Origin of the sequence: Okeania sp. KiyG1 (assembly GCF_014132355.1) — a bacterium.
Lineage (GTDB): Bacteria > Cyanobacteriota > Cyanobacteriia > Cyanobacteriales > Microcoleaceae > Okeania.
In genome coordinates, this window is record NZ_BLZO01000041.1 from 1 (window position 1) to 14,335 (window position 14,335).

The window sequence follows — 14,335 nt, forward strand, 5'->3', positions numbered from 1 at the left end:
CTCTTCAAAGATTACATTCAAGCTTTTAAAAATAGTCAATCTGCAGATATATATGTTGCTGAAATGATCGGATTTTTATGTAATCCACAGCATAATTTTTACTATTCCCTTACTTGTCTTGCTCATCACAATAATTGCGACGCAGAACAGCAAAAAGAATTACTAGAACAAGTAGAAAAAAATCAAGAGGATATGAAAATATGGGCTGGAAATTGCCGAGAAAACTTCCAACATAAATACGACCTAGTAGAAGCAGAAAAAGCCAGAATATTAGGACAAACTTTACAAGCACAAGAACTGTACGATCGCGCCATTCAAGGAGCAAAAAAATATGAATTTATCCATGAAGAAGCTTTAGCTTACGAACGAGCAGCAGAATTTTATCTCGCCCTCGTCGGTAGAGAAGAAATAGGTCAATTTTACCTCAAAAATGCCCATCATTGTTACATCCGTTGGGGAGCAAAAGCTAAAGTCAAACAGTTAGAATCAGAATATCCCCAATATTTATTAAGAGTAACAAATAAAAGTAAATTAAAAGGTATTAATCCAACTCTTTCTACCTCTAATACTGATGGAGAAATTCTCGACTTAACCACAGTAATGAAATCATCTCAAGCAATTTCTGGTGAAATTAAGCTCGAAAATCTCCTGTACAACTTAATGAAAATTACCATCGAAAATGCTGGAGCGCAAACAGGATTTTTAATTCTCTACCATCAAGGAAATTGGGCCGTCGAAGCTCAAGGAAAAATAGATAGCGACGAAGTAACTATTTTACAATCAATTCCTATAGAATCTACAGACCCCCAAACATCACTTCCCATTTTACCAACTACTGTTATTAACTATGTCATTCGCACTCAAAAATATATTGTACTTAACGACGCAGCTAACCAAGGAGAATTTATTAATGACCCTTATATTATCGCCACAAAATCTAAATCAATTCTCTGCACTCCCCTAATTAACCAAGGTCAATTAAGTGGAATAGTTTATTTAGAAAATAATTTAACCACAAATACATTCACTTCAGAAAGAGTCGAACTATTAAATATTTTATCTGCTCAAGCAGCAATTTCCATCGACAATTCCCGACTTTATCAAACCCTAGAACAAAGAGTAGAAGAACGCACAACAGAACTATCTAAAACCTTAGAGGTTCTCAAAGCAACTCAAGCAAAACTAATCTTTGAAAATGAGCTACTAAAAACTGGCAAACCCGCCTCTGATTTTAATTATAAAGTAGGTGGAAGTTTGCCCAATAATTCCCCTACTTATGTAGTCCGGCAAGCCGATCGCTCCCTCTATCAAGCCTTAAAACAAGGTGAATTTTGTTATATTTTGAATGCCCGACAAATGGGAAAATCTAGTCTGATGGTCAGAATGATCCACCATCTCAACCATGAAGGACATCATTGTGCAGCAGTAGATTTAACTCAAATTGGTAGTGAAAATGTGACCGTAGAACAATGGTATAAAGGATTAGCAGTGGATCTATTGCGTAGTTTTCGTTTAATGCAAAAATTTAATTTAATCAAATTTAAAACTTGGTGGAATGACAGATTAGATATTTCTCCCGTACAAAGATTAGGTCAATTTCTTGAAGATATTTTATTAGTTGAACTGAATAATGAGAACGATGAATCTATGAAAAAAGTCTTCATTTTTCTAGATGAAGTTGATACAATTTTAAGCTTAAAATTTCCAGTCAATGACTTTTTTGCCCTAATTCGCTCTTACTACAATAAACGAACCATCGATCCAGATTCTAGATATCAGAATCTCACCTTTGCTTTTTTTGGGGTAGCAACTCCTTCAGAATTAATGACTGATATTAGAAGAACCCCTTTTAATATTGGTAAAACAATTGAACTAGAAAGCTTCAAAAAACATGAAGCACAACCTTTATTATATGGAATAACAGAAAAAGTTAGTAATCCTCAAACTATGCTGCAAGAAATATTAAACTGGACCGGAGGACAACCTTTTTTAACTCAAAAATTATGTCAGTTAATTCGTAATTCAGAAATACCAATTCCGGTCAATGGTGAAGCTAAGTGGATAGAAAATTTAGTAGAAGAAAAAATCCTCAAAAATTGGGAAACTCAAGACGAACCAGAACATTTAAAAACCATTCGCGATCGTATTTTTCATAGTGAAAATAGAAGACAAATGCTCGAAATTTATCAACAATTATTAGAGCAAAAAGAGATAATGAGAACTAACAGTCCAGAAGAAAAAGAATTATGTTTATCAGGACTAGCAATTAAGCAAAATGAATTACTAAAAATTCATAACCGAATTTATGAATTAATATTTAATCGTAGTTGGACAGAAAAAATCTGCTTGAATTCAGGAGTCAGGAGTCGTAGGGGCGAATGGCATTCGCCCAGTCGTAGGGCGCGACACGCCTAAAATGGTGCATCGGGTAGGGGCGGGTTCCGCGGTAGGGGCGGGTTCCGCGTTAACTGAATGGTTTTACCCAGGACCTGGTGAACCCGCCCCGGTTTTACCCAGGACCTGGTGAACCCGCCCCCGCACCAATAATCGCTCCGCACAGTTTTAGCTGTGTCGGCCCACTACTGGATTGTTTCACCTAAAATAGTACATTAGCTTTTTTCGTAACCCCCCAATTCCCCTCCTGGGAGGGGTTAGGGGTGGGTTCCCATCACCCCATTTTCTAATGCAACATTTAAGATGAAACAGTCAACTACACGCTAAAATAGCCAATAAAAATGCTCAACGGATACAAAATTATAGACGCAGACTCCCACGTTATTGAACCTCCCCAGATTTGGGCAAAATACCTCGAACCTCAATTTCAAGACTTTGCCCCCTCCCTGGACATGAAAATTAAAGGGGAACCCATCAATGAAAAAATCTCCCAGCAAGTAGAAAAAGAGGGAAATAGACAGATGATGGAGGCTCACCCCCACGCTTATTTGAACCACTACGATGTTGAATCTCACGTCCAAGAAATGGTATTGATGGGAGTGGATATTGCCTTTATTTATCCTACTTCTGGACTGTGGTTATTTGCGATCGATACTTTGCCCCCAGCAGTCATCGGCGCTTTTACCCATGCCTACAATACATGGCTCTATGAAGAATTTTGTAGCTATGACCCCAGTCGGTTAAAAGGAGTAGGGGCAATGAATCTCCATGACCCCCAGGAGATGGTGAAAGAGCTACATAGAATTGCAAATTTTGGCTGGAAGGCGGTTTTTTTACGTCCTAACCCTGTCAAAGGAAGAATTTTGAGCGATTTAGAATACGAACCCTTTTGGAGTGCTTGCGAAGAATTAGATATAGCTGTAGGCATTCACGAAGCAACCCACGGTCGTTTACCCACCACAGGAGCAGATAGATTCAATAGTCGTTTTGCCCTCCATGCTTGTTCTCACCCCATGGAACAGATGATGGCACTATTGGCCTTAATTGAAGGAGGAGTATTAGAGCGTCATCCCAAGCTGAGGGTAGGATTTTTAGAGTCTGGTTGTGGTTGGTTGCCTTATTGGTTATGGCGGTTGGATGAAGAATACAAAAATTTACATTGGGAAGTCAAAGATATGGTAAAATTGCTGCCTTCAGAGTATTTTCGCCGTCAATGTTATATTGCTTTTGACCCATCTGAGGCTTATCTGACTCAGATTATTGATTACATTGGTTCTGACAATTTAATATTTGGTTCAGACTATCCCCACATGGATCATCAGCCAGATATTGTTAAGAATATTGTAGAGCTTGAGAAGAATTTATCTCAGGAGATAGTGAATAAGATTGTTTGGGATAATCCTAAATGTTTCTATAAAATGTAAAGAGGGAGTAGGGAACCCACCCCTAATATAAAATCCGGTTGAATACTTATCATATATTTGGGGGTGGGAAGTGTGGGGAGGGTGGGGAGTCTGGGGAGAAGGGGAGAAGGGGAGATTGAAGGCGAGAAAGTGTGGATAATTATAAACATATACTGTATAACCGGATTCTATATAATATCATGTTCCCCCTCCGGGGGAGCTACGCTAACGGATAATCAGTTATAAAAAAAACTTTATCCCTTTTAACCTTTTCTTCCCTTCTGCCTCCAGCATAGCTGCCTTCTGCCTTCTTCAACTCAGTAAATAAAGGAGTCCCGCACTATAATTTTTAATTTAGTGCCGGGAGGAATTTATAAATAATATTAATATCTGTTTTCTTGTTATTATTTCACCTTTTGAACTATAATAGAGTCATGAAACAGATAACGACTATATCCTGCAAATTGAAGATTACTCCAGAGTTGGCAAAAGAGATAGAAGCAACACTGGTAGAATATGCAAATGCTTGTCAGTTTATTCACGAAAATAGTGATAAAAAATTGACAAATAATGTAGCTATGCAATCTTTGATGTATGATACAGTTCGAGAAAACTTTCAGTTATCAGCACAAACAACAATTCATGCAATAAGACGAGTATGTGGTAATAGAAAAACTTCTATTACTAATCATATTAAAAAGGAATTAAGTTTTAGCCCAACATCAGTAGATTATGATAGTAGAACATTTAGTCTAGATACAAAAACATGGATTGTTAGTGTAAAGCTGCTAACTAAAAGAACTAAAATTGAATTACTAATAGGGAACTATCAACGTGGAATATTAAAGGGTAGTAAGTCTAAATCTGCTGTATTAAATAAAAGGAAAGATGGTAGCTATTACATAAATATTAATATTAATAATATAGCACCTGACCCAACAGATACAGACAAAGTAATTGGTATTGACTTGGGTAGAACAGATATTGCAACAACTTCCGAAAGTGATTCATGGTCGGGTAAAAAAATCACCAATAAAAGAAATCATTATTCTCAAATGAGAGCAGTTCTACAACAAAAAGCATCAAAAGGCACTCGTAGTAGTCGGCGTAGATGTCGGAAACTACAGCAACGGTTATCAGGCAAAGAACGACGCTTTCAGAAACATATTAACCATGAAATTACAACTTATTTAGTCAAGAAAGCAGCGACTAATAAGACATCAATCGCTATTGAAGATTTAACTAATATTAGAACTAGAACTAATCAACAACGTAGAACTAAGAAAGAAAGAAGATTGTCTAATAATTGGGCATTTTATCAGTTTCGGATGTTTCTAACTTATAAATGCCTGTTGAATGGAGTAAGACTAATATTAGTTAACCCGGCTTATACTTCCCAAACTTGCCACAAATGTTTGCATATTCATCCGACAAAAGGTAAATCATATAGGAATGGTAAGAATTATCATTGCAATCATTGTGGATGGGAAGGTGATGCTGACTATAATGGTGCTAAAAATATAGCTGCTTTGGGGCTGTCTGTAAACCAGCCTGGAGGCTCCTGGTTATTTTGTCAAGTTAGTAATCTTGATTTTAGACCAAGACAACTAACTATATGGGATATACTGGAGGGCTACAAAAAGCCAGCATCATAATCTTTGATTTGATGCCTGGTAGTTTACGAAACCTCACTATTACTGATCGCCCAACTCATTAAATTTTGCCACTCAGAAGTTTTAGCCAATTTATCGGCATCTAAATCATCCCCCACATTCTCAGAAAATCCTGTAAAACTATCAATCCAATTAATCACTGTTCCCACAGGTAAAAAAGGAGAATATTTCCAAGACCTTTGTAAATATTCCACCATTTCAGAATAGAAACCCGTATAGTACAAATACCAAGAACTCCAGACCAAAGTATTGTAACGCACCTGTTTTTCTAACAACTGAACCTCCAAAGGTAGAGACTCCGACGCAAAAAACTTATCCAACACCCCATTAATACACCGTGCCTGAGATATCCCATCTCGCATCGTATTTTGGTCGTGCTGGCGATAACAAACAGTAGACTCTCGCAACCAGTCCGCCTCACAACCCCGCAAAGCCAAACGCAACACTAAATCTACATCCTCCGCATGACCTAATCCTGGCTCAAAACTCCCCACCTGTTGTAACCAATATCGCCGAAACATCAAAGTACCCATTGTACCTATTGGTTTCCATCGCAACCACCCCTCTAAATCCAATTTCGGCACATAATCCCAAGGTGTCTCATCTTTAATAGTTTCACCATCTTGATTCACTCTGCGCCACCCACTGTGAACAATTCCCAAATTCGGTTGCGCATCAAATACTCCTACCTGAGCAGTCAGTTTATCCGGTAGAAAAAAATCATCTGCATCTAGAAAAGCAATTAACTCTCCCCGCGCCAGATCTATACCATGATTCCTAGCTGCTGAAACCCCTTGATTTTTTTGATATATATAACGGATAGTCTTAACATAAGGTTCCAAGACTAAAGAAGTATTGTCTGTGGAGCCATCATCAATGACAATTATTTCATAGGATTGATAAGTTTGGGATAAAACACTTTCGATGGCCTGGCGAATATAGCGATCGCCATTGTAAACGGGTATAATTACGCTTACCCGTGGAGTTGTAGTAGTTGACATCAATTTATTTAGTGGTAGGTCTTAAGTCTTAGGTTATAGGTTTTAGGTGGAAATTCAAGAGGGAACGCTGGATCTTGTAGAGACCTTCCATGGAAAGTCTCTATATTCCTTGAGAATTACAGCAAGTTCAAAAAATGGTAGTAGTGCATTGTAATTATAGCCAGTGGGAGCATCTTGCTCCCGTTCTAATTATTTTTGTCACGGTACAGACAGTGGGAGCATCTTGCTCCCGTTCCAATTATTTTTGTCACGGTATAGACAGTGGGAGCATCTTGCTCCCGTTCTCAGTTTTCCCGATCTCCACCTACCATTACTGGTGTTGATGATTTGAGGTATTACATCATGTCCGGATAATTAGAGATAGAACTCAGTTAAGGTCTGTTGTGCGCTAGCTAAACAAAAAACTTTCTCCTTCTATTCTTCTTTCTTCCCTTCTGACTCCTGACTCCTGACTCCTGACTCCTGACTCCTATTTCTCAACTCCTACACGAGGTAGTCGATGCTTAAAACTACAAAGAATTTCCCAGGAAATAGTCCCTAAAGTATTTGCCCAGTCTTCAGCAGAAATTTGATACTTACCTTGCTCCCCCAATAAAGTTACCACTTCACCTGTTTCTAGATCGGGAAGATCGCTCACATCCAACATCAATTGATCCATAGTAATAGCTCCCACTTGAGGAATCAATTTATCGCGCACAATAACTTTCATTTTATTAGAAAGGTTACGAGGTACACCATCAGCATAACCAATACCTACTACTGCTAAACGCATCCGCTTTTTGGCAATAAATTGATAACCATAACTAACACCAGTACCTGCTTCAATAGTTTTGACCTGTGTCACCCTAGCTTTAACCTGCATTGCGGGTTTTAAATTAACTTTCTGATGGAAGTGAGGTGCTGGATAGAGACCATAAAGAGCTAAACCCACTCGCACCATATCGTAATGTAAAGCAGAGTCAGTTAAAGTTGCTGCCGAGTTAGCAAAATGAAACTGTACATCACTAGAAAAACCTTCTCCATCAATACGACACGAACGTATTGCTTCCTCAAACCTGTCATGCTGCTTTCTCATCACTGTTTGGTCAGGACTATCTGCGGTAGCTAAGTGAGAATAAATACTAGCAATTTTTAAATTTGGTAATCTCTGGACAAACTGTACAAATTCTACTGCTTCTTGCCAAGGCATTCCTAACCGAGACATTCCTGTATCCAACATCAGATGCACTGGCATTGCTTTAGTGTAATGGGAAAGAGTCTCTGAAAAAACTAAAGCTTGCTGAGGCGTACAAATAGTTGGTTGAAGTTGCCAGTGAGCGATCGCTTGAATTTGCTCTGGTCGGTCTGTTGCCCCTAAAATTAAAATTGGTGCTTCAACTCCAGCTAACCTTAACTCTATTCCTTCTGGCACTGTTGCGACTGCCAACCAATCTGCACCTGCCTCTAAAATAGTTTGAGATACTTGACACGCTCCATGGCCATAAGCATCTGCTTTAACTACTCCCATTAATTTAGTTTTTGCTGATAGAATACTCTTAAGCTGTCGCACATTATAGGCCAATGCCCGGTCATTAATTTCTACCCAAGCTCTTTGACAAATTCCTCCATAAGCATCACTTTCTATGGAGTCCTGATTTAAGCTTTCTGTTACTAGAGTTTTAAAAGAAGCGTTTTCCCAACTCAACATTTTGACTCACTCCTCAATTAATTAACTTTCCGGTCTAAAACTATTTGCTACTATAATTAGCGATTATCAGGTTATATCGCTACAGCTTGAGAAGATTATTTTTATAGGGGATAGGGAATAGGGAGTAGGGAACAGTTAGTCTTAACAACCGTAGTTCAAACAATCCAAAATACAAAATTAAAAATACAAAATTATCAAATCATACCCGCCCATCAGCAACGCCAAATTTTTTATACCTTAATTTTGTCTGTCAGGAAATTGTTTAACTCTCAACTTTTGTCCCAAGGAAAGATTGATTGTGTTAACCTATGAGAAAATATTATCTTTTCAGAAATATCAATGGCCAATGTTTTAGTGTTGAACGCTTCTTATGAACCGCTCAATATCACGAGTTGGCGACGAGCGATCGTCTTGTTGCTCAAAGGTAAAGCGGAGCAGATTGAACATAACGGGGTATATATCCTGCCAGATATTCCCTTGCCCACAGTTATTCGACTGCGATACTATGTCCGAGTCCCTTATAAAGATATTCCTTTGACGCGCCGAAACATTATGCACCGAGATGGTAATTCCTGTCAATACTGTAATTATAAGGGCGATGATTTAACCTTAGATCATGTAATACCGCGATCGCGTGGTGGTGGCGATACCTGGGAAAATCTTGTGACTGCTTGTGTTCGCTGCAATGTCCGAAAAGGTAATCGCACTCCAAAAGAGGCTAATATGACTTTGCGTAATCTTCCTCGAAAACCCTATAGTGGCCTTTACTTTGAATTGACTAAACACGTTAAAAGTGGTAGGAATAAAGAATGGAAAAAATATGTGATTGGTTTATAAAGCCCCTGTCTATCTGAAGGCAGGGGTTTTTTGTATCTAAGTAGGGTTAGGAGACAGGAGACAGGAGACAACCCACCCCTAACCCCTCCCAGGAGGGGAAGACAGGAAAAATAGGAGGAGGTAGGAGTAAGAATTGTCCCAAGATTTTTCTGCCCAACTATGAGCCTAAAATACCCTCCATGCATGAGCATGAAGAACTGACTCCCAGGCACTTTTTTCGACCTCAAAAAGGCACTTGTCTTTATCTGTCAATGCTTTTAGATTTAATCAGTAAGCCCTCAGTAATAGTAATGCAAGGCAGAAGGCAGAAGGCAGAAAAAAATCTGGCTTTGTCTGAGTTTTTAGCTCTTTCGACTGCTATTAGACATCTCCGGTCATCAAAAATCAAATCAATGATCGTGCAATAAATTATCAATTCTTTCCCCCTATTCTGTATGGACGTTCCATGCAAGGTCTCTACTGCCTACTCCCTATGCATGGAGAAGATGTCTATTAGTTTTTTGATTAAAGTTGACTTTTATTATATAAAGTGGTATTGGCAGTTTTGGATAGCAGTTGCACTAAAAGTTCATTATCTCTAACAAAAGTTTGATTATATAGTTTGAATGCGGAACAGCTTATGAGTATAAATATTTATTTCATCCGTCACGGTATAGCAGCAGATGCAGAAAATTATCCCACAGATGCAGAACGCCCTTTGACAGAAACAGGCGATCGCAAAACTCACAAAATTGCTCAACAACTCAAACAATTGGGCCTTCATTTCAACCTAATTCTTACCAGTCCTCTAGTTAGAGCGCGTCAAACTGCTAAAATTCTTCAAGAAAATAAATTAAGCTCTAAAGTAGAAGAATTTTTACCACTAGCTCCTGATGGTGAAATTAATATTTGGCTGAAATGGCTCAAAACATGGCAAACCCAAGAAAATAGAGAATTAGCCCTTGTAGGCCATCAACCAGACTTAGCAAATTGGGCAGAAATTTTAATCTGGGGAGAAGCTAGACAAGTATTGATACTAAAAAAAGCAGGGGTTATAGGCATTTCTTTACCTGAAGTTGGTTCACCAGTAGGCAATAGTCAAATGTTTTGGTTGACACCACCAAAATTTCTACTTAGGGAAGAAGGAAGAAGGAAGAAGGAAGAAGTAAGAAGGAAGAAGGAATAAGGAAGAAGTAAGAAGGAAAACTACTACGTTATCTGAGTTTTAAACTTTGGAACTGTCCGCGCCTTTTGCTTCGACTGCTATAATTTTTATTTGGTGGTCATTTCAGCGAACTATCGTGTATAAAGTGGCAATGTCTACCGCATAGAAGTCATCTTTAGTCATCTAAAGATCACTGATTTATTATGGTTACTTAATGATAATTGATATCAAACACCAAAGAAGGTACTGCTATAAAAATAAAAATATAGGTTAAAATAATTTGCTAATACTCCAGAATGAAATAGCAAAATTACATAAAAAAATAGCCAATACGAGACATAATTATTATCTTAAATTAACTCATAAACTTTGTGAATTGGCAGAGAATATTTTTACTGAAATATTAACTTTAAATATTGGTTCATAAAGATTGTGAAAAAGTAATGTTTAGACTTGAGAATAGTTATATTTATTAATGAAATACTTTACTGATATTTGCTAGAAAATTTGATTTGTTGCCTAGTTAACAATCTCAGAAGCAATCATCTCCGATTATTATTTCTGATTTATAAGGTGGGAGTGTCAATAGCCAGAATTATTAATAAATTATTGTCAAAACCACGACACAACTAAGCTAGTTGATAATGTAAGTTGAGAATATTCTAACTAAGTAAAAGGTATAGTAATGTCTGTCGTCTGCATAGAATTTAAACCAGGTTTAGAAGGTGTTCCCGCTACCCAATCAAGTATCAGCTACGTCGATGGACAGCAAGGAGTACTGGAATATCGAGGCATTAATATTCAGGAACTGGCAAAAAAGAGTTCTTTTCTGGAAACAGCATACTTATTAATTTGGGGCTATCTTCCTAGCAAAGAAGAATTAGAAAGCTTTGAGCATGACATTCGCTATCACAGAAGAATTAAGTATAGAATTCGGGACATGATGAAATGCTTCCCAGAAACTGGACATCCCATGGATGCTCTACAGACTTCAGCAGCAGCTTTAGGTTTATTTTATTCTCGCCGTGCTCTTGATAACCCAGAATATATTAGGTCTGCAGTCGTCAGGTTACTGGCTAAAATCCCAACTATGGTAGCTGCTTCGGAGTTAATGCGTAGAGGTAACGATGCTGTACAGCCAAAAGATGATTTGGACTATGCAGCCAACTTCTTATATATGCTGAATGAACGGGAACCCGATCCACTAGCAGCACAGGTATTTGATGTTTGTCTGATTCTTCATGCTGAACATACTATTAATGCTTCTACATTCTCAGCTATGGTAACTTCTTCTACTTTGACAGATCCTTATGCAGTTATAGCTTCGGCAGTGGGAACTTTGGCAGGTCCTCTACATGGGGGTGCTAATGAAGACGTTATTACTATGTTGTCCGAAATTGGTTCGGTAGAAAATGTTAGGCCATATCTAGAAAAATGTTTGGAGACTAAGGCAAAAATTATGGGTTTTGGTCACAGAGTCTATAAAGTGAAAGACCCGCGAGCTATTATTCTTCAGGAACTAGCAGAAAAGTTATTTGAAAAGTTTGGCTACGACAAATATTATGAGATTGCTTTAGAGCTGGAAAAGGCTGTAGAGGAAAAATTAGGCCACAAAGGGATTTACCCAAATGTGGATTTTTATTCTGGTTTGGTTTATCGAAAATTAGGCATATCTAGCGACCTATTTACACCAGTATTTGCTATAGCTCGTGTAGCTGGTTGGTTGGCTCACTGGAAAGAACAGTTAACAGAAAATCGGATTTTTCGTCCTACACAAATTTATACAGGAGAGCATAATATTTCTTATACTCCTATTCAAGAACGTTAAGTATTTTAGAATTCAGAATTTAGAATTTAGAATTCAGAATTTAGAAATTGTTTTTCGGCTGTCGCGGAGATGAAATGCTATGGCACATGAAAAGTTTCATTAATGGATAATTGATAATTGATAATTACCTCGGGTTTTAACAGAAACGGAATTGAATATAAGGAAATATTATTTCTTTTTCCCCTTAAAAGGGGAGGCTTTAAACCAGAATTATTTAATTATTAATTATTAATTCTTAATTATTCGGTAACTCCTCTGGAAGAAATAGTATGACAGAAGGAAAAAACTTATAAGTGTATAGCATAGATTGTTTCTCCTTCACAGCATCTCAAGAGCAGCTTCGGGAAGACATCAAAGATGTGACGAAAAGTAGCTATTAGCAGGAAACAATTAATGATTTTTTTTAACCTATGAATATCTTTGCTTCTGCCTTTGTAATAATCTTTCTCGTACTAGCAGTTGGATTTTTCACCCAGAAGATTTTGATTAAGCGGGAGATTCAATGGTCTTTTCCCAATATGAATAATCAAAATGTCAAAGACGACGAACTAGAATTAAGCAGTCTAACTCAAGAGTTGTTGTACTCCAAAATTCTGCTTTATACCAGTGCTGTTGGAATTATGGGAGGATTAGTTGCTACAGCTTACTACTTTGTTTTAGAACATTTTTTGGAGTTTGTTTGGGAAACAGGGAAGCACTACTTCACAGGAATTTTCCCGGATTGGTTCCCAGCATGGAACTATACCTGGATTGTATCAACAATTGGAGGGTTTGGGGTTGGCTTGTGTCTCTATTTCTTTGGTCAACCAGGAGAAATGGCAAAGGTGATTGATAAAATTCACGATCCTGGTCGTTTGGAACCAAGTCAAACACCAGGAATGATTGCCACATCTTTAGTATCAATTACTGCTGGTGGAAGTTTGGGACCTGAAGCACCCCTGGTACAAATTAATGGTAGTTTAGGAAGTTGGATTGCAGACAAACTGAATTTGACTCTCAAGGAAACAAGAGTTCTGACCTTTTGTGGTATGGGTGCAGCATTAGCAGCATTCTTTGGCGATCCGGTTGGTGGCCCGTTATTTGCCCTGGAGATTCCCCATCGTCGCGGAATTCAGTATTATGAAGCAATTATTCCGGCAGTTGTTGCAGGAATTTTTAGTTTTGGTGTGTTTCGGTTTGGCACTGGGTTAGAAATTGGAGGTATCTATCACTTTGACTATTTTGATAGTATTCCTGCTTTGAGTTGGCTCAATCTTCTGGAAGCTGGAGTTCTAGGAATAGTAGGTGGTTTAGCTGGAATTTTGTTTATTGGGATTTTTCGACTCACAGAATTTGCCATCCAACCTATTGAAAATAGGCATATTTGGCGAGCAATTTTGGGAGGATTGGGGATTGGTTGGTTAGCAGTTTTATATCCTCAAACTCTTTTCTTTAGCGAGCAACAAATTGAAACTCAATTAATTGAGCCAGCTACTACACTTACAGTTGTAACATTACTCGGAATTTGTTTGGCTAAAATGATGGCCATTAGTTTCACTATTCATGGTGGATTTCGAGGGGGTTTTATTTTTCCCCTATTTTTCACAGGAGCAAGTTTAGGGTTGGCTATCAGTTTTTTAATTCCAGGAGTACATCCAACTATTGCAATGTTATGTTGCATGGCCGCCATTAATGTATCGATTACCAAAACTCCGATTAGCACCTCAATTATTTTGAGTGTTTTATCTGATACATCGATAATTCCGATTATAGCGATCGCTAGTTTTACCAGTTTTATATTGACTAGCAATATTGGTTTGTTAAGAACTCAACGCCCTAGAAAACAAGTCGAACATCCACAGTGCCTTATTAAAACAGTACTACATGAACAGGGAGTTTCATTAATGGATAATGGATAATGGATAATGGATAATGGATAATGGATAATGGATAATGGATAATGGATAATGGATAATGGATAATTACAAGAAGGTTAAAACCGAGAGGATTGAACATAAGGAAATATTATTTCTTTTTTACCCTTAAAAGGGGAGGCAACAGAGGCGCGAATTATTTAATTATTAATTATTAATAATCCGGTAAAACATATAGTTAGGGTTTGCGTATGGAAAGTCTTTTTGTTGAGGTAGAAAGTAGTTAAGAGTCAGGATAAATGCGAGTTATAGAGGAAGTGGTCGAAAGAATAATCTCCTGATTTTTCTGCCGAACTATGCGCCTCGAATACTAACTTTTTGAGTATTTTAGACGTGATAAAAGGCACTTTTTAAAAGCCACAAAAAGGCACTTTTCTTCATAAGTTAATGCTTTTGTAAGCCCTAATTATAACTATTAAATATGACATTATTTAATTTGATAAATCAAACCTATA

The 14,335-nt window shown here is 37.6% G+C and carries 10 protein-coding genes; 8 read left to right on the plus strand and 2 right to left on the minus strand.

Annotated features, from left to right (window positions below; all coding sequences use genetic code 11):
- The 3 genes from SAGCYANO_RS06835 to SAGCYANO_RS06845 form a co-directional block, all read left to right on the plus strand.
- On the plus strand, positions 1 to 2,415 hold a 2,415-nt coding region (locus tag SAGCYANO_RS06835), incomplete at its 5' end, for an AAA-like domain-containing protein (protein WP_202219393.1).
- Between the two features lie 320 nt (positions 2,416 to 2,735).
- Positions 2,736 to 3,818: an amidohydrolase family protein gene (locus tag SAGCYANO_RS06840; protein WP_202219394.1), complete on the plus strand. Its 1,083-nt coding sequence runs from the start codon at positions 2,736 to 2,738 to the stop codon at positions 3,816 to 3,818.
- Between the two features lie 443 nt (positions 3,819 to 4,261).
- Positions 4,262 to 5,452 carry a transposase gene (locus SAGCYANO_RS06845; protein ID WP_237395885.1) on the plus strand — a complete coding sequence of 397 codons (1,191 nt, stop codon included), beginning with the start codon at positions 4,262 to 4,264 and terminating at the stop codon, positions 5,450 to 5,452.
- A 23-nt stretch (positions 5,453 to 5,475) separates the two neighbouring features.
- Here SAGCYANO_RS06845 and SAGCYANO_RS06850 read toward each other — a convergent pair whose 3' ends face one another.
- Together SAGCYANO_RS06850 and alr are read right to left on the minus strand one after the other, a co-directional pair.
- Complete coding sequence (locus SAGCYANO_RS06850; RefSeq protein ID WP_202219395.1) at positions 5,476 to 6,471, minus strand: glycosyltransferase; 996 nt, start codon at positions 6,469 to 6,471, stop codon at positions 5,476 to 5,478.
- Between the two features lie 469 nt (positions 6,472 to 6,940).
- Entirely contained in the window at positions 6,941 to 8,158 is a 1,218-nt protein-coding gene (alr, locus tag SAGCYANO_RS06855; protein WP_202219396.1) for an alanine racemase, read from the minus strand.
- Between the two features lie 339 nt (positions 8,159 to 8,497).
- Here alr and SAGCYANO_RS06860 point away from each other — a divergent pair, with 339 nt between their 5' ends.
- The 5 genes from SAGCYANO_RS06860 to SAGCYANO_RS06880 all read left to right on the plus strand — a co-directional run bounded on the left by SAGCYANO_RS06860 (position 8,498) and on the right by SAGCYANO_RS06880 (position 13,865).
- On the plus strand, positions 8,498 to 8,995 hold the full coding sequence (locus SAGCYANO_RS06860) for an HNH endonuclease (protein WP_202219397.1): 498 nt from the start codon (positions 8,498 to 8,500) through the stop codon (positions 8,993 to 8,995).
- 179 nt (positions 8,996 to 9,174) lie between these two features.
- On the plus strand, positions 9,175 to 9,402 hold the full coding sequence (locus tag SAGCYANO_RS06865) for a hypothetical protein (protein ID WP_202219398.1): 228 nt from the start codon (positions 9,175 to 9,177) through the stop codon (positions 9,400 to 9,402).
- Positions 9,403 to 9,614: 212 nt separating this feature from the next.
- Positions 9,615 to 10,160: a phosphohistidine phosphatase SixA gene (gene sixA, locus SAGCYANO_RS06870; RefSeq protein ID WP_202219399.1), complete on the plus strand. Its 546-nt coding sequence runs from the start codon at positions 9,615 to 9,617 to the stop codon at positions 10,158 to 10,160.
- A 664-nt stretch (positions 10,161 to 10,824) separates the two neighbouring features.
- Positions 10,825 to 11,967, plus strand: a complete 1,143-nt coding sequence (locus SAGCYANO_RS06875; protein ID WP_202219400.1) for a citrate synthase — start codon at positions 10,825 to 10,827, stop codon at positions 11,965 to 11,967.
- Between the two features lie 410 nt (positions 11,968 to 12,377).
- Positions 12,378 to 13,865 (plus strand): chloride channel protein, encoded by a 1,488-nt coding sequence (locus SAGCYANO_RS06880; RefSeq protein WP_237395887.1) that lies wholly within the window; start codon positions 12,378 to 12,380, stop codon positions 13,863 to 13,865.
- Positions 13,866 to 14,335: the final 470 nt, after the last annotated feature.